Source organism: Streptomyces sp. NPDC057743, from assembly GCF_042798755.1.
In the GTDB taxonomy this organism is placed as follows: Bacteria; Actinomycetota; Actinomycetes; order Streptomycetales; family Streptomycetaceae; genus Streptomyces.
Genome location: NZ_JBHVJX010000032.1, coordinates 22,427 through 38,872 on the forward strand (window position 1 = coordinate 22,427; position 16,446 = coordinate 38,872).

A 16,446-nucleotide genomic window follows, 5' to 3' on the forward strand; every position below is an offset into this window, starting at 1 on the left:
TGGTCACGACCGTGGGCTAGGAGCCCTGAGCCTCCATGGCCGCGACCAGGCTGGCCGGCCGCATGTCGGTCCAGGTGGACTCGATGAATTCCAGGCACTCCTGGCGCGTCCCCTCGGGCCGCGCGACGTGCCAGCCGCCCGGCACCTCTGTGACGGCCGGCCAGAGCGAGTACTGACGCTCCTCGTTGACCAGAACGATGAATCGGGCGAACTCATCGTCAAAAACGTTGGCCATAGCTTCCCCCTGCTCCTTCCTTCCTGCTGACAAACCAGGAGGCGATCGGGATCGCACCCGCGCCCCAACCCCACCTATGCGCTACGGCTTTGACCGATATTCCGAACGGAAATCGGGCGAGCGTCAGTACGGTACACCACAAAACCTTCACACCTGACCAGTCCGGCGAACCGGCCACGCCCATGCGATCACACACCGCGACGGGGGTAGCGCCCCACTCCCCCTAAGCCTCCGAGCGCCCCTCCCTTTCCGTTTGGCGTCACCGACCAGCCAATTCACGGGCAAGAAACACGAAGGCTTTACCTACGACATACATACGGCGCCCTGCCGCGGCCGATATACGGCCACACCTTGGCCGATTTTGCACACACCGACAACGCTCCCCGCTCGCGCTCCCCACGCGTCACGCTCGGGGCGCATTGAAGCTCCATCAATACTCCAGCACGCCTCAACGCGCTCCCAATGTGCCCTTGCGCAACATTAGATGAGACTGATATAGGGATCGGTGCGGCTGCTGGTCTGAGCGGACCTTGCGCGGCACCCTCGGCCGTTCTCCATCCCGGAGATCTCCGACGTTGAGGGCAGTCGCCTCGTAGCGGACGGCGAGCTTGCCGTACCGGGTCGCGACGGCGCGGCGCCCCTTGAGGTGGTTGACGGGAACATCAACGCATCACGATGTGCAGCCGGTTGGGCTGCTGTTCCAACGATGCCTGGTCTGCCGGTGCGGCCTCAGACCCCTTGCCGGTCGCGGTGGTCGCGTGCCGTTGGTTGGCGTGGACGCCGACCACCGCGGAGCGGAACCCCGCGTCGTCGTCGAGGAAATACCGTCGCGCCGGTGCCGGCCGTCGCGGCCACGGCGGATCAGCGCCTGCTTCTTCAGAAGGGCGACGGCGCGCGAGATGGTCGCCGGGCTGACCCGCGGGCGCCGCGCCAGTTCTGCGGCTGTTACGCGCGACCTCGCGCATGACCGTCGAGGTGGGGCGGTCCAACTGGCGGGGCCTCGGCGTGGCCGGAGCACACCCACGCCGCCCCGACCTCGTCACACAACAGGGGCCCGAGCTCGGCGATGGCATCGATGGAAAGGGACGGACCCGCGATGACTTCGGGGGTGGTGAGCAGGTGGACGCCATGCCTGGCACGGTCGTATCCGGCGGGGCGTTCACGCAGGCGCTTGGGAACCTCCTGAGGGAGTGGTCCGGCTTGGGGTGCGGCGGAGAAACGGCGTCGGTGCGTGGTCAGCTGGCGTAGCCGACGACCACGCCGTTGGCGCCGGCCGCTTCGAGGGGCAGGACCTCCACGCGGGCGAAGCCCGCCTCCCGCAGCCAACTGCGGTACTCCGCGGCCGAGTAGTTCTTGCCGCCCTCGGTTTCCACCAGCATGTTCATCCCCATCAGGGCCGCGGCCGGCGGGCCGGTGCGCTCGTCGTTCAGCAGGAGCTCGCAGATCAGCACAGCGCCGCCTGGGGGGAGAGCGGCGCGGCACTTGCGCAGGAGCGTCCGGCCGGTCTCCTCGTCCCAGTCGTGCAGGATCATGCTCAGGATGATGGCATCGTGGCCGGGGGGCAGTTCGGCGTCGCGGAGGAAGTCGCCGGGGACCACGTCGATGGTGTCGTCCAATGTGGCGTCGGTGATCTTCTGGCGGGCCAGGTCGCACACGGGCGGCAGGTCGAAGACCGTGGCGCTCAAGTGGCCGAAGGTGCGGCACAGTTCGATGGGAAAGGCGCCCGCGCCGCCTCCGACGTCCAACAGCCGCTTGTGCCGGGTGAAGTCGTAGACGCCGGCCAGCGCTCGTGCCGTGAAGGTGGAGATGGAGTACATGCAGTCCCAGAACAGCTGGAGCGTCTGCGGGTCCTCGGTGTCGAAGAGCGACTGCTGGGTGCCGGGTGTCCAGGTGGTGGGGCGGTTGGTCCGTAGGATCTCGGTGATGTGCTGCCACGCCGGGTACTCCCTGCGGTCCAGGTAGCGGACGAACCCGCCGAAGTAGTACGGCCGCCCCTCGACCAGGAACTCCTCTGCCGGGGCGGAATTGCGGTACCGGGTACCGGACTTGTCCAGCAGGCCCAGCGAGGCGCAGCCTGCCAGCAGCAGGTCGGCCGGGCGGTGGGCGATTCCCAGTCCGGCCGACACCTCCTCCACCGTCAGCTCGCGCCCGTTGGCCAGGAGGTTGAACAGGCCGATCTCGATGGCGCCCGCGTAGGTTTTGAAACTCCAAAATCCGGTGGCGAGTTGCATCAGTGAGGTGGGGAGAAGTGGGGTGGTGCTTGGGGGCGATTCGGGCATGGCGGAACTCCTCAGGGGCAGTGGTCGGCCGCGGTGGCCGACGGCGGGGACAGGGGGAAGTGGTTGGTTGCCGCCCGGCGGGGTCGACGGGTCCGGTGGGCTAGGGCGCTTCTGACGGATCTCCGTGGAGGAAGGAGCGGCGTCTGGTGCGTGCGATCGCAAGGCGCCGGGATGGCTTCATAGCAGAGCTATGGGGGCATTTCGGCAACGCCGCGAGCGTGCGTGCCAGACGCCGCGGAGATCCGTCAGAAGCGCCCTAGGTGGCGGGGGCGCCGAACAGCGGCTCTGGTGACAGCGGTTGGAATCGGGACTGGAAGAAGCGCAGCGTCGTGGGCTCGTGGGTGAACTCCACACCCGAGCGCAGCGTTACCCGCCGCGCGTACAGCCGGATGACGCTGTCGGCCACCACGTCCATGTGGCCTTGGGTGTAGGCACGGCGTGGGATCGTGAGCCGGACCAGTTCCAGGGGCGGGTACCGGTTCTCGCCGGTGTCCGGGTCGCGGCCGGCCGACACCGCGCCCCGCTCGGTGGACCGGGTACCGGAGTCGAGATACAGCGCACAGGTCAGCGTCTGGGCGGGGAACTGCTCGCGCGGTACATGTGGCAGGAAGGCGGTCGCGTCCAGGCACACCGCGTGTCCGCCTACCGGGCGCACGATCGGCACACCGGCGCCGGCGATCCGGTGCGCCAGGTAGGCCACTTGCTCGACGCGCGTGCGGATGCTGTCCTCCTGCACCGACTCCTCGATGCCCTGTGCCACCGCCTCCAGGTCGCGGCCCGCCATCCCGCCGTAGGTGTGCAGGCCCTCGTAGACGACGACCAGGTTGCGGGCCTGCTCGGCGAGGTGGGGATCGCGCACGGCGAGCCAACCGCCGATGTTGGCGAAGCTGTCCTTCTTCGCCGACATCGTGGCGCCGTCGGTCAGCGCGCACATCTCCCGCAGGATCTCGGCCACCGTCCGCTGGCTCCAGCCGGGTTCGCGCTGCTTGATGAACCAGGCGTTCTCCACCGCGCGGGCGGCATCGAGGATCACCGGGATTCCATGGCGGCGGGTCAGTTCGCGGACCTCGGCGAGGTTGGCCAGGCTGATGGGTTGGCCCCCGGCCATGTTGACCGTAGCGGCCAGGGAGACGTACGGGATCTGCTCGGCCCCTACCTTGTCGATGAGCTGCCGCAGTTTGGTGAGGTCGACGTTTCCCTTGAACGGCAGGTCCGCTGACGGGTCGTGGGCCTCGTCGACGATGACGTCGTGGAAGGTCCCGCCGTTGAGCTCCTGGTGTTCACGAGTGGTGGTGAAGTACATGTTGCCCGGGATGTGGTGGCCCGGCCGGATCAGGCAGCGCGCGAGGATGTTCTCCGCCGCCCGCCCCTGGTGGGTGGGGATCACCTGCTCGTAGCCGTAGTGGTCGCGTACCGCCGCCTCGAAGCGGTAGAAGCTGCGCGATCCCGCGTACGACTCGTCGCCGAGCATCACGGCCGCCCACTGCCGGTCCGACATCGCCCCGGTTCCCGAGTCGGTGTAGAGGTCGATGTAGACCAACTCGGCCGGTAGCAGGCCCACGTTGTAGCCCGCCGCGGCCAGGGCCGCCCTGCGCTCCTCGGGACTGGTGAGACGGATCGGCTCGACGCTCTTGATCCGCCACGGTTCCGCGGGGTGCCGCACGCCGGTCGGGGGTTCCATCGACTCTGTCGCACCTGATGCGCTCATGCGAGACGGCCTTTCGACGCGAGGGGGCGGGGGTGTGACGAGCGTGCGCTGGGGCGGGTTTGCGGGCGCGCCAGGCTCCGGTCTGTGGTCTTGTGCCCGATGATCAGGTGTTTGTCGCTGTGGGAAGGGGGTGTCTCGCAGGAGGTGAATCCGGCGTTTTCGAGGAGTGCGGTGTATTCGTCGGCTGTGCGGTGCCGGCCCTGGGTTTCCAGCTGCATGGTCAGGTTCATTGCCGAAGTGGCCAGGGGGCCTTGGCGGGAGTCGTCGAAAAGCCTGTCCATCACGAGCACCCGTCCGTGGTCCTGGCATGCCTGGTGTGCCTTGCGGAGGAGGTGGAGGCAGATGTGGTCGGGCCAGTCGGACAGGATGTAGCCGAAGGCGATCAAGTCGCCTTCGGGGAAGTCGTCGGTGAAGAAGTCGCCTGGGGCGAAGGTGAGTCGGTCGCCGAGGTCGTGGGTGGCGCGGGTTTCTTCGAGGTAGGGCTGGACTAGGGGGAGGTCGAACACCGTTGCCCGGAGGGTGGGTGAGGCGTGCAGTGCGGCGAGGGCGAACGGGCCGCTGGCGCCGCCGACGTCGACGAGGTGGGTGGCGTCGTCGAGTCCGGCGAGCGCGGCGAGTTCTTTGGAGGGGGCGAAGCTGAGGTCCCACATGGCGTTCAGGAAGGTGCGGGTGGCCTGGTCGTCGCGGTAGAGGGAGGCGAACGGCTGGGGGTTGGGGCCGTCGACGGCGCGCTTGCCGTGCCGTAGGTAGGAGTCGAGCAGCGGCATCCTGCTCGCCGTCTCCTGGGCGAGGTGGGTGAGGAAGCCTCCGACGTACCGCTCGTCGTCGGGGTCGACGTAGGGCCGCATGTTCCCCGGGAGGCTGTACTGGCCTGCGGGGGTGCGCTGGATGACGTCGAAGGCGGTCAGGAGCAGCAGCATCCGGTCCAGGGTGTCCTCGTCGACGTTCAGATCCGTGGCGATGTCTTTTGCGGTGCCTGGTCCGTGGGCTGCCAGGTGGGAGAACACGTGGTGGCGGTCGGCCAGGTGCAGGATGGGCGTGGCGATCACGCCGAACATGGCCTTTTCCAAGTTGCTCGGCAGCACGGGGTCCTCCTGTGTGGTGCGGTAGCGGGTCCGCTGTGGCGTGCGCGGGCCGGGCGGGGTTAGGGGGCGATGGCCTGTCGTATGAGCGCGGCGAAGTGTCGGGGGTGGGTGACGTGTGCGAGGTGGCCGGCGCCGTCGATGTGCTCGTGGCGGCCGGCGGGGATCAGGTCGGAGAGGTGAAGTGCGGTCTGCTGGTGGTGCGTCAGCGATCGGCTTCCCGAGGCGGCGAGGACGGGGGTGGTCATCGTGAGGGGGTCGAAGGAGGGCTGGCTGACCGTGGGATCTGTCATCTCGCGGATCAGGGTGGTCCCGAGCGCGGTGAGTTCCTCGTCGCTCTGCCCTGCGACAGCGCGGCCGAGGACGGCTTCCTGGAGGGCTTGGGCGGCGGCGGCCGGGCCCTGGTGGGCTGCCTCGTCGACGAGTTGTTCCCAGGGGGCGGTTCCGGGCCACCAGGGAAGCCAGGGAAGGGGTGGCTCGAAAGCGACAACCGCGCGGATCAGGTGCGGGTGTTGGGCCGCCGCGGTGAGCGCCAGCAGGGCGCCGTAGCTGTGTCCGGCCACGACGGGCCTGGGCAGCGTGGCAGCCGCCGTGGTCAGGTCGGCGAGGTGGTCGGCCAGCGCGGTCTGCTGGGTGGCGAGCGCGCGGGAGGCGCCCCATCCGCGGCGGTCATAGCCGACAACGGTCCAGTCGGGCAGGTGAGTGGCGATCCGGTGGAAGCTCCCGCTGTGGTCCATCGTCCCGTGGACGAACAGGACCGTCTCGGGTCCGGTGCCTCGTCGAGTGCGCAGGGCCGGCCGGATCATGTGGATGCCCCGGAGGTGAGGAGGCGGGAGGCGATCTGCTCCGGGGTGGGGGCGGTGATCAGCGCGGTGGTGTCGGTGGGGTTGTCGGTCAGGGATTCCAGGCGTACCAGGAAGGCGGCCAGGGTGAGGGAGTCGCCGCCGATGGTGAAGAAGTCGGAGTCCGCCCGGACTTGGTGCAGGGGGATGTCCAGGGCGTGGGCGAAGTCCTGGGCGATCTGCCAGGTCAGACGGGAGTGTTCCCTGCGGGGTGGGTCGGATGCGGCGGCGGGGCCGTGAGGGTGGGGAGCGGGTGCGGTGGGGGCCGTAGCGGGGGCGAAGCGGTGCTCGGCCTTGCCGTTTTGGGTGCGCGGGAGTTCGGTGACGGGAGTGAACGTCGCGGGCAGCATGGCGCTGTGCAGGCGCAGGGCCAGGTGGCTGCGGAGCGGTTCCTCGTCGAGGTGCGGGCCGGTGGGGACGATCAGGGCGTGGAGGCGGCCGTCGTTCTCCTGCACATGGCAGGCGGCGACGCCGGGGGCGGATTCCACGACGCGCTCGACCTCGTCGAGTTCGAGGCGTTGGCCGCGGATCTTGACCTGGCGGTCGCGCCGGCCGACGTAGTCGAGTGTGCCGTCCGGGCGTTGGCGGCAGATGTCGCCGGTGCGGTAGAGCAGGCCGGCTTCCTCGGTGGTGGCGTGCGGGTTGCGGATGAAGCGCTCTTCCATCAGATCCGGCCGGTTGAGGTAGCGGCCGACTCCGATGCCTCCGATCCACAGTTCGCCTTCCTGGCCGGGCGCGACCTGGCGCAAGGCGTCGTCCAGGAGGTACGCCTGCTTGTTGGCGACCGGTCGGCCGATGGGCGGCTGGTCCTCGCCCGGGGTGCATTCGTGCCAGGTCGCCAGGACGGCGGTCTCGGCCGGACCGTACAGGTTGAGCAGGCGCCGCCCGGGGGCCGCCCACTGCCGCACCCATGCTGCCGGCAGCCGCTCGCCGGCGGCCGCGGCGATGCGTAGGTCGGGCAGGGGCTGGTCGGGCAGTGCGCTCCAGACGGAGGGCGTCAGGATCGCCGTGGTGATCTTCTGGTCGGCGAGCAGCCGGACCAGCGGTGGTCCTACGGTGAGTTGGTCGGTCGGGGCGACGATGAGGGTGGCGCCCGACAGGAGTGCGAGGGTGAGGTCGGCGAGGCATCCGTCGAAGTTCGGGGACAGGAACTGCAGGACCCGCTCGCCGGGGCCAAGGCGGAAGATCTGACGCTGGGCGAGGGAGAGGTTGACCGTCGCCTCGTGGCTGATCGCGATGGCCTTCGGGGTGCCGGTGGTGCCACTGGTGAAAACGATGTACGCGGTGTCGCCGGGCGAGACGCCGGTCAGCGGGGCGTCGGGCCGGGGTGCGGGCACGTCGGTGCTGACCACCTGGGTGGGGAAGGTTGACGCAGGCAGGGTGCCGTCGCTGACGACCAGGCGGGCTGCGGCTTCGACGAGCATGGTCCGCAGGCGCTCGCGAGGGCAGGTCACGTCCGCGAGCAGGAAGGCGGCGCCGGTCTTGGCGACGGCCAGCACGGCGAGCGCGAACTCGACGGACCGCTCCATCACCACGGCGACCACCGCGCCGGGCTCGGCACCCAGATGACGCAGCCGGTGGGCCAATGCGTTGGCCCGCTGGTCGAGTTCGCGGTACGTGGCGGCGCCGTGCGGCCCTTGCACCGCCGGTGCCTCGGGGGTCAGCCGGGCCTGCTGTGCGAAGACCTCGTGCCAGCAGTTCGCGGTCGTGGAGCCGCTCGGCGGCGGGAGTGGGTGGTCGCCTTCGGGGCAGGTGTCCTCTCCGGCCGTCTGGAGGGCGGTGGCGGTGATCGTCTTGGCTGGCGCGGCCGCGGTGGCACGGATGTGTGCGTGTTCGAGGCAGCGGGTGTTGCCGTGCAGGCCCCAGGACAGCGCGTTCGGCCCGGGCTCCGGGGCATAGGACGGGTACCTGTCCAGGAAGCCCTCGATGGCGAAGCTGGCCAGGCGTTCGGCATAGCCCGCGCCCGGGCAGGCGTGCCGCCCGGTGCCGAAACCGAGATGTCTGGGACCGCGTCGGGTCAGGTCCAGGGCCCGGGGCGCGGTGAAGGTCCGCGGGTCGAGGTTGGCGGCGGCCAGGTGGACCAGGACGCTCTCGCCGGCCGCGATCGGCGTGCCTTGGACCGTCACGTCGGTGCGGGCCCGGCGTGCGACGTACTGGCTGGATCCGTTGATCCGCATGATCTCGGTGACGGCCGAGGGGATCGCCTCGGGTGCTGCACGCAGCTGTTGCTGGCAGGCCGGGTTGTCGTGCAGGGCCAGCAGCGTCGAGGTGACGAGGTGGGTCAGGGTCTGGTAGCCGCCGACCAGGACGATGCAGTTCGCGGCGATGGCGAACAGTTCCTCGTCGCTCGGCGTCCGGCCGGCCAGCGGGGCCGTCAGGGAGCTGATCACATCGTCGCCGGGGTCGCACAGGCGGCTTTTCGCCTCCTGCTGGAGTACCGAGAGCGCGTCGGCCAGGTCCTGGTCCACCTGGGGGTCCGGGGTGGACGGCAGCGCGGAGAGGCTGCCCAGCAGCCGTTCGTAGGCTTCGGCCCACCGGGTCAGCTCCGCCTCCCGCCCCGGCATGCCGAGCAACAACGCCACCAAGGCCGCGGGAAGTTGCGCGGCGAAGTCGCCGACCAGGTCGAGGACGCCCTCGGCGGGCAGCCCCTCGACGATACGAGCGGCGATCCGCCGCAGCTCTCCCTCACGGCTCTTGATCCGCTTGCCGGAGAACTGCCCGGCCAACGCCGAGCGGATGGCGCTGTGGTGCGGCGGGTCCAGGAAGAGCATCTGCTCGTGCACCATCGCGCTCAGCGCGGCGGAGGCGTGCAGTCCCCGCTCGCGCAGCGCGGTGCGGTCGTGCTCGCGTACGGAGGAGAACCTTCGGTGATCGCGCAGGATCTCGACCGCCTCGGCATAGCCGGAGCACACCCACACCGAGCCGACCTCGTCGAAGAACAGCGGGCCGAGCTCGGCAATCGCATCGATGTAGCGGGACGGATCCGCAATGACCTCGGGCGACCTGAGCAGATGCACGCCATGCCGGGCACGGTCGTAACCAGCCGGGCGTCCACGCGGGCGCATGGCACACCTCCGAGCCAACTGGGGCGTCGCCTGCTTCAGTTCCACTGGTCGTCTCCTCTGACTGTTCGGGGACGTGTTGGTGACGTGGCCGCGAACGAAGATCTGGCCCTGCGGTGTCCAGCGGACCAGGCACCCACGGGGAGACGGAAGGCGGTTCCCGTCGCGGGCATGTGCAACACGGTGAAAGGTTGCGCCCTTGTGAAAGGGCTGTACTCCTGCCCCCGCCCCCTCGTCCCGCCCCGAACTGCTCGCCACCCGGGCGGCGTTGATTCTGCTCCCGGCTCCTTGGACCATCTCCTCAACACCGGCTCCCGGCCGTCGGAAACGACGGCTCGGCACAGGGAGGACAGCATGACGTCAACGGTCCTGGACGCGGTCACCCATCTCCTGCGCGAGACCGGCATGACCACCCTGTTCGGCAACCCCGGCTCCACCGAACTCCGCATGTTCCGCAACTGGCCCGACGACTTCACCTACGTCCTCGGCCTCCAGGAGTCCTCGGTCGTCGCCCTGGCCGCCGGCCACGCCCTCGGCACACGGCGCGCCGCATGCGTCAGCCTGCACTCGGCCGGCGGCGTCGGCCACGCCCTGGGCGCCGTCTTCAACGCCTACCGCGACCGCGTACCGCTGGTGATCGTCGCCGGCCAACAGGCGCGCTCCCTGCTCCAGTTACGTCCCTTCCTCGGCGCCGACGAGCCGGAACAGTTCCCGCGCCCCTACGTCAAGGCCGCCCGCCAGCCCGAACGCGCCGCCGACGTACCGGCCGCCCTCGCCGAGCTGCACCGCATCGCCATGACGCAGCCACGCGGACCCGTGTTCCTCTCCGTGCCGGAAGACGACTGGGACCAACCGGCCGAACTGGTCCAACCCCGCACGGTGCACGGTGGGTTCACCGCCGACCCGGACGCGCTCGGCGCGCTCGCCGCCCGCCTGGACACCTGCGGACGGCCCGCACTGGTCGTCGGCCCCGGCGTCGACGACGAAGCCGCACTCCCCCAGGCCGTCGCCCTCGCCGAACGCATCCGCGCGGCCGTCTGGATCAGCCCGATGTCCGGCCGCTCCGGCTTCCCCCAGACACACCCGTACTTCCAGGGCATCCTGCCCCCCGTCGCGGGACCGTTGGCGGCCTGCCTGGAGCCCTACGACGTCGTGGTCGCGCTCGGGGCACCCGTGTTCACCTACCACGTCGCCGACGACGGCCCCCTACTGGCGCCCGGCACCGAGCTCTTCCACCTGGACTGCGACCCCACCCAGGCAGCATGGCTCCCCATCGGCACCAGCCTGCTCACCACGCTACGCCCCGCCCTCACCCAACTCGCCACGCTCACCAGCCGATCCGACCGCAATCCGCCTCCCAGGCGCCGGCCCTCAACACCGGTCAGCGCGGGCGCGCGCCCCGCCCTCACGCCCGAACTGGTCCTCGACCAACTCCACCAACGCCTCCCCCACAACCGCGTACTCGTCGAGGAAGCCCCCAGCCACCGGGACGCACTGCACGCACGCATCCCCATCGACCTCCCCGGCGGTTTCCTCACCACCGGCAGCGGCGCACTGGGCTGGGGCCTACCGCTAGCCGTCGGCCGCGCCCTCGCCGACCGGCAACGGGTGTTCTGCGTGCTCGGGGACGGCTCGGCGCTGTACTCCGTCCAGGCACTATGGACCGCGGCCCAACACCAGGCGCCCGTCACCTTCGTCGTCCTCGACAACAACGGCTACCAAGCGGTCAGCGCACTCGGTCGCCGCCTCGGCGTCACACCCGTCCCCGGCACGGACATCCGCGGGGTCGACTTCACCGCTCTCGCCGCCTCGTTCGGCTGCCCCGCAAGCTACGCAGACCGCCCCGACGCCCTCGGCGCGGCCTTGGACCACGCCGTCACGTCACTCGGCGACGACGACGGCCCCCACCTCCTCCATCTCCGCGTCACGGACCCGGCGGGGCGGCTCTACGCATAGAGGTGCCTCAGGGGCACGGGGTGGGGGTCTCGTCCGGTGTGCCGGGGAGGGGAAACGTCCAGTGGTGGTCTTTGCTGGCTTGGCAGATGCGGTGCCTGACCTCCTTGGTGGTGAGTTGCCAGAGCCGTGTGGTGCGGTCGCTGCCGGTGGTGACGAGGGCGCGTCCATCGGGGGAAAACGTGGCCGAATAGACGATGCCGTCGTGTCCGTTGAGGGTCGTGACGGGATGGCGGTCGGTGGTGTCCCACAGGCGGGTGGTGCCGTCGGCGCTGGCGGTGGCGAGGGTGCGCCCGTCGGGCGAGAACGCCAGGTCGGTGACGAGGGCGGTGTGGGCGGTGAGGGTCGCGGTGGGCCGGTGCGTTGCCACGTTCCACAGCGTGACCGTGTCGCTTGCGACGGCCAATGTGATTCCGTCGGGGCTGAATTCCACGTCCGTGATGCTCAGGGACGATCCGTTGGTGAGGGTGGTCACGGTTCGGCCGGAGGGGACGTCGGTGAGGCGGATGGTTCCGTTGGCGTTTCCCGCGGCGAGAGTGCGTCCGTCGGGGCTGTAGGCGAGGGAGCTCACGAAGTCGGAGAACCCTGTCAGCGTGGCGCGCGGTGTGCGGGAGCGGGTGTCCCAGAGGCGGACGGTGCGGTCCGTGCTCGCGGTGGCGAGGGTGCGCCCGTCGGGCGAGAACGCCACGGCGGTGATCCGCCGGGTGTGGCCGCTCACTGCTGCGACCTGGCGGTGTGTGCGGATGTCCCACAGGCGCAGGGTTCCGTCCTGGTTGCCGACGGCGAGGGTGTTCCCGTTGAGGGCGAAGGCCGCGTGCATGAAGGTGGTCGGGCTGCTGGAGAGGCCGACGGCACCGGTGCGGAAGGCGGCCACCGACCTCCCGGTGGCGAGGTCCCAGAGGGTCACCGAACCGTCGCTGCTGGCGACCGCGGCGAGGTGGTGGGTGGGGGCGAAGAGGGCCTTGGCCGGGGTGGCGTTGCTGCCGCCGATCGTGGTGGTCATCGTGCGTGTGGCCACGTCCCAGAGCATGGCACCGTCGCTGTCGGTCGCGGCGACCGCCAGGGTGTTGCCCTGCGGGTTGAACGCCACAAGGTCCCCGTTCCGTTGCAGCGGTGCTCCCACAAACGCGTGGGAGCGGGCGTCCCAGAGGCGGACGGTGCGGTCCGTACCGGCGGTGGCGAGGGTATGGCCGTCGGGGGAGAACGCGACCCGCTGGCCCTGGAACGTGGCGAGCAGCCGATGGGAGCGGGCATCCCACAGCCGCGCGGTGTTGTCGCCGGCTGCACTGGCCAGAGTGCGCCCGTCGGGAGAGAAGCTCACGGTTGCCACCGAGTCGGTGTGCCCGGTGAGGGTGGCCAGTTGCCGGTGGGTGGAGACGTCCCAGAGTTTCACCGTGTGGTCGTTGCAGGCGCTGGCCAGCGTGCGCCCGTCCGGTGCGAACGCGACGCCGTACACCCAGTCCTTCCCCCACAGGACCGCGACTTGGCGTTGCGTGCGGATGTCCCACAGGCGGACGGTGCGGTCCAGGCTGGCGGTGGCCAGGGTCCGCCCGTCGGGGCTGAAGGCGACGCCCTCGACGGAAGCGGTGTGTCCGGTGAGGGCGGCGAGCTCCCTGTGGGTGGCGACGTCCCACAGCTTCACCGTCTTGTCGCGTCCGGCGCTGGCCAGGAGGCGCCCGTCGGGCGAGAACGCGACACCCGCCACCTCGTCCGTATGCCCGTGCAGGGTCGCGGTCAACTGGTGGGTGGCGGTGTCCCAGAGTTTGACGGTGTGGTCGGCGCCACCGGTGGCCAGGGTTCGCCCGTCGGAGCTGAAGGCCATGGCGGAGACGTCGTGTCCGCCGAGTCTGGTGGCGTGGAATGCCGCGTAGGCGCTGAGCATGCTTCCGCGGGCTTCGGCGGTGGGGGATTGGCGGTAGGCGGCCAGCGCGGTGAGCATCGCCGCTTCCGGTCGCTGGCGCAGCATCGCGTCGGCCCGCGCCGCCAGTTCTCTGGAGAGCGCGAGGTGGCTCTGGTCGTGGGCGCTGCGCGTCTGTACGAGCGCCACCGTGCCGGCGACGATCGACAGGACCAGCAAGACCGCCAGGCTGCCGGCGAGTTGGCGTAGGCGGCGGATGCGGGTCCGTTCCCTGTGGCGTTCGGCGGCCGCGTGGGCGGAGCTTGCGTGGAGGAAGTCCCGCTCCAGGGGGGTGAGTTCGTCGTGGTGCCTGGTCAGGGTGTCTTCTACGGTGCTTAGTCGGGCGCCCCGGTACAACGCTCCGTCGTCGCGGCCGAGTTCGTCCCAGGTGCGGGCGTCCTGGGTCAGTCGGCGGTGCAGGCGCAGTCGGTCGCGGGCGTCGTCGATCCAGGTGTGCAGCCGGGGCCAGGCGGTGATCAGCGCTTCGTGGGCGAGGGTGACCATCTCGCCGTCGAGGGTGACCAGGCGTGCGCGTGCCAGCTTCTCCACCAGCAGGGCGGTGTCGGCGGCGGATGCTCCACCGGTTCCGGTGGTCTCCAACTCGGCGCGTGCGGTGGGGCAGCTGGTGTCCTGTGCGCCCTGGCCCGGGGTGACGAGGCGGAGGAAGATCCGACGGACCGTCTCGGCCTGCTCTGCCGTCAGGCGACCGTAGAACTGTTCCGCGGTACGGGCCAGGGCTCCGCGCACCCCGCCGGTGGTTTCGTAGGCGGCCAGGGTCAGGGTGCGGCCCTTGCGGCGGCGCCAGGTCTCCAGCAGCGCGTGCGACATCAGTGGCAGGCCGCCGGGCTCTTCGGCGACCTCGGCGACGATGCGGGTGGTCAGCGCGCGCTCGACGATCAGTCCCTGTGCGGCCGCCGGTTTGACGATCGCCTCCCGCAACTCCCCCGGCCCCATCGGCCCCACCAGCACGGTCGCCTGGCGCAGTGCCTCGGCGAGACGGGGGTGTTCGGCGCAGCGGCCGAAGAAGTCCGCCCGCACGGCGATCACCACGTGCAGCCGGCTCCCCGGCTCCGTCGCGGAAAGGAGCAGGTCGAGGAAGTCCGTGCGCTGCGCCGGATCCGTGCACAGCGTGAAGACTTCTTCGAACTGGTCGATCACGACCACGGTGTCGCCCGGGCGTTGACCGGGCGTCAGGGCTGCGGCGTGGGTGGGTAACGGGTGAGCTCCCGGGGTGAGGATGCGTAAGGCTGACGGTCGCTGGCTCGACGGTGCCCGGTTCTGGAGGGCGGGGATCAGTCCCGCTCGTAGGAGGGAGGACTTGCCGCTGCCCGACGCCCCGACGACGGCGACCACCTGGTACGCACGCACCCGGTCGACCAGCTGCGCAACGAGTTCCTCCCGGCCGAAAAAGAGTTCCCGGTCGCCCGGCTCGAAGCGGGCGAGCCCTCGATAGGGCCCGGAGGCGTCGTCCTCGTCCTCTCCCCCGGCCGCCGTTTCCTCCGCCGTTGCGCGCCAGCGCCGCTCCCATTCCGCCGCTCCGCCGCCGCACGCTGTCACATAGGCCAACACGACGGGCAGCGAGGGCAGTTGCTCCCCCGCGGCCGCCCGCGAGAGCGTCGCGACCGAGTAGCGGGTCCGCTCCGCCATCACCCGATACGTCAACCCGCCCGCTTCCTGGCGTAACTTCCGCAGCTCGAAAGCGAAGCGCTGCACTGGACCGGCAGCCGGATCCAGGGGTCCTTCACGGCGCCCCATCCCCACCTCCTCGGAGAGAAACAACTCACCAGAGAAACAACAGATGGATCAAAGCAGGCCGTTACCCGCGCTGGCCAGGTTGTTGCGGCCAGCCGCCCGCCAGCGGGCGATCCGGAAGATTGTTGCCCGCGGGGCTACGGGCTGCGCAACAACCGCCGCCCCCACAAAGCTCGGTCGTGGCCGGTGCAGGCGCCTCAACGGGGGAGGCGCCTGCACCAGGCCGACGGGCGCAGGTCTGGTCGGCATCCGGTTCCACCGGGCTGAGAGCACCGCAACGTCAACAGACGGCCTCCGAACGGCGGGGCGAGCGCCACACACCAAGGGGGAAGCGCGTGGATCGGCGAACTGGCAGGCGGCCCACGGGACTTCGGCGCGGGGCGCTGCGCGATGCGTAGGCCATCTCCGGCAGCGGTGGCTCAGACCGACGGTCCGGGCTCGGGGCCCGAGGGCCGGGGCTCGAAGAGGCGGCGCGAGGGCGGTGCGTTGACCGGCCGGTCGCCGAGCCATCTGATGTGGGCGCGCTTCAAGCGGGACCGTACCGGTGTCACCAGCGCCTGCGTCGTGCTGTTCTTCTTCGCGATCGGGCTGCTGGCGCCGGTCATCGCCAAGATCTACGGCAAGGACCCCTACACCCGCTACGGGCAGGTCATCCCGGGACTGCTGATCTGCCCGCCTTCGACGGCAGACGCAATCGCCGCCATCGGGCACGCAGTTCGGAGCACTAATCCGCGCGCAGCACGAAGAACAGGAAGCACAGGAAGCGTGGCTTGGCCTCGGGGAACAGGTCACGGGCGGCGGGGTCAGGATCGGGCTCGCTGATGACGGTGATCCGGAAGCCTGCCGCGGTGAAGGCGTCGGACATCGCGTGCAGCGGCCTGTTCCAGAGACTCATCAGGGCGGTCTGGCCGCCCATGGTCCACTCTTCGGTCCGGTTGGTGGTGTCGAGGTAGTGGTACTCGCTCTGGCGACCAGCCTGGAGGTGCATGAGGGCGATGGCGAAGGGGTGCTCGACGGAAGCGATCAGTCGACCGCCGGGCTTGAGTACGCGGCGCAGTTCGGTCAGCGCCGGCCCCCAGTCCTCCAGGTAGTGCAGCACCAGGGATGCGACGACGTCGTCGAACGTGTCGTCAGCGTAGGGAAGGGGGCTGCCCAGGGCGGCCACCTGGAGGTCGGCATCCTCGCCGAGTCGACGCCGGGCGAGTTCCAGCATCCCGGCGCTCGCATCGAAGCCGCTGACGTGCGCGCCGCGCTCCCGCAGCGCCGCGAACAGGGGGCCGGAGCCGCAGCCGGCGTCGAGGATCCGCCGGCCAGTCACGTCCCCGGCGAGGGCCAGCATCGCGGGTCGCTCGTAGTGGGCATTGAGGAGGTTGGCCTCGTTTTCGCTCGCGTACGCCTCGGCGAAACTGGTGTAGTCGTTGACCCTCGGCGGATCCACGGTCACCGCGGACGGCGAGTCACCCTCGGTGTGGCTCATGTGCCCTTGCTGGTCGTCAGGAGTCATGGTGCGGGAGACGTGGGCCGCATCGGTCCGGTTCCTGGTCCTGCCATCGCCTGGGCGAGTTCGGCCAGTTCCGCCGCCGGAGCCGCCGACACCGCCGATCCCCCGGCCATCCGCGCGGGTGGCCGGGGGATG

The 16,446-nt window shown here is 70.3% G+C and carries 10 protein-coding genes and 1 pseudogene; 2 read left to right on the forward strand and 9 right to left on the reverse strand.

Translation table 11 applies throughout. The annotated features are described in order from the left end of the window. Nucleotides 1-16 precede the first annotated feature (16 nt). The 7 genes from ACFVFQ_RS29585 to ACFVFQ_RS29615 all read right to left on the reverse strand — a co-directional run bounded on the left by ACFVFQ_RS29585 (nucleotide 17) and on the right by ACFVFQ_RS29615 (nucleotide 9,163). Nucleotides 17-235 (reverse strand): MbtH family protein, encoded by a 219-nt coding sequence (locus ACFVFQ_RS29585; protein WP_383421846.1) that lies wholly within the window; start codon nucleotides 233-235, stop codon nucleotides 17-19. A 670-nt stretch (nucleotides 236-905) separates the two neighbouring features. Then, nucleotides 906-1,259, reverse strand: a complete 354-nt coding sequence (locus ACFVFQ_RS29590; RefSeq protein ID WP_383421848.1) for a MarR family transcriptional regulator — start codon at nucleotides 1,257-1,259, stop codon at nucleotides 906-908. Between the two features lie 211 nt (nucleotides 1,260-1,470). After that, the gene (locus ACFVFQ_RS29595) at nucleotides 1,471-2,514 is read right to left on the reverse strand and encodes a methyltransferase (RefSeq protein WP_383421850.1); all 1,044 of its coding nucleotides are present in this window, start codon (nucleotides 2,512-2,514) and stop codon (nucleotides 1,471-1,473) included. Nucleotides 2,515-2,770: 256 nt separating this feature from the next. Then, nucleotides 2,771-4,195 (reverse strand): tryptophanase, encoded by a 1,425-nt coding sequence (locus ACFVFQ_RS29600; protein WP_383421852.1) that lies wholly within the window; start codon nucleotides 4,193-4,195, stop codon nucleotides 2,771-2,773. Between the two features lie 23 nt (nucleotides 4,196-4,218). Then, on the reverse strand, nucleotides 4,219-5,307 hold the full coding sequence (locus ACFVFQ_RS29605; RefSeq protein WP_383421854.1) for a methyltransferase: 1,089 nt from the start codon (nucleotides 5,305-5,307) through the stop codon (nucleotides 4,219-4,221). Between the two features lie 59 nt (nucleotides 5,308-5,366). Further along, complete coding sequence (locus tag ACFVFQ_RS29610; RefSeq protein ID WP_383421856.1) at nucleotides 5,367-6,110, reverse strand: alpha/beta fold hydrolase; 744 nt, start codon at nucleotides 6,108-6,110, stop codon at nucleotides 5,367-5,369. Next, entirely contained in the window at nucleotides 6,107-9,163 is a 3,057-nt protein-coding gene (locus ACFVFQ_RS29615; protein ID WP_383421858.1) for an amino acid adenylation domain-containing protein, read from the reverse strand. The genes ACFVFQ_RS29610 and ACFVFQ_RS29615 overlap by 4 nt, the downstream gene beginning before the upstream one ends. Before the next feature lie 399 nt (nucleotides 9,164-9,562). Here ACFVFQ_RS29615 and mdlC point away from each other — a divergent pair, with 399 nt between their 5' ends. Then, nucleotides 9,563-11,164, forward strand: a complete 1,602-nt coding sequence (mdlC, locus tag ACFVFQ_RS29620; RefSeq protein WP_383421860.1) for a benzoylformate decarboxylase — start codon at nucleotides 9,563-9,565, stop codon at nucleotides 11,162-11,164. Nucleotides 11,165-11,171: 7 nt separating this feature from the next. On the opposite strand, the gene ACFVFQ_RS29625 is transcribed toward mdlC, so the two are convergent. Continuing rightward, complete coding sequence (locus ACFVFQ_RS29625) at nucleotides 11,172-14,813, reverse strand: helix-turn-helix domain-containing protein (protein ID WP_383421862.1); 3,642 nt, start codon at nucleotides 14,811-14,813, stop codon at nucleotides 11,172-11,174. A gap of 387 nt (nucleotides 14,814-15,200) precedes the next feature. On the opposite strand from ACFVFQ_RS29625, the pseudogene ACFVFQ_RS29630 reads away from it, so the two are divergent. Further along, nucleotides 15,201-15,458 (forward strand): annotated as a pseudogene (locus tag ACFVFQ_RS29630) (ABC transporter permease); the annotation flags it as partial. Nucleotides 15,459-15,534: 76 nt separating this feature from the next. On the opposite strand, the gene ACFVFQ_RS29635 reads toward ACFVFQ_RS29630, so the two are convergent. Further along, complete coding sequence (locus ACFVFQ_RS29635; protein WP_383421864.1) at nucleotides 15,535-16,287, reverse strand: class I SAM-dependent methyltransferase; 753 nt, start codon at nucleotides 16,285-16,287, stop codon at nucleotides 15,535-15,537. Between the last annotated feature and the right edge of the window lie 159 nt (nucleotides 16,288-16,446).

Excerpts from the sequence above, each read along its gene's own strand:
- mdlC (WP_383421860.1), top strand. The coding sequence starts at position 9,563 with ATGACGTCAACGGTCCTGGACGCGGTCACCCATCTCCTGCGCGAGACC.
- ACFVFQ_RS29610 (WP_383421856.1), bottom strand. The coding sequence starts at position 6,110 with ATGATCCGGCCGGCCCTGCGCACTCGACGAGGCACCGGACCCGAGACG.
- ACFVFQ_RS29600 (WP_383421852.1), bottom strand. The coding sequence starts at position 4,195 with ATGGAACCCCCGACCGGCGTGCGGCACCCCGCGGAACCGTGGCGGATC.
- ACFVFQ_RS29625 (WP_383421862.1), bottom strand. The coding sequence starts at position 14,813 with ATGGGGCGCCGTGAAGGACCCCTGGATCCGGCTGCCGGTCCAGTGCAG.
- ACFVFQ_RS29585 (WP_383421846.1), bottom strand. The coding sequence starts at position 235 with ATGGCCAACGTTTTTGACGATGAGTTCGCCCGATTCATCGTTCTGGTC.
- ACFVFQ_RS29595 (WP_383421850.1), bottom strand. The coding sequence starts at position 2,514 with ATGCCCGAATCGCCCCCAAGCACCACCCCACTTCTCCCCACCTCACTG.
- ACFVFQ_RS29635 (WP_383421864.1), bottom strand. The coding sequence starts at position 16,287 with ATGAGCCACACCGAGGGTGACTCGCCGTCCGCGGTGACCGTGGATCCG.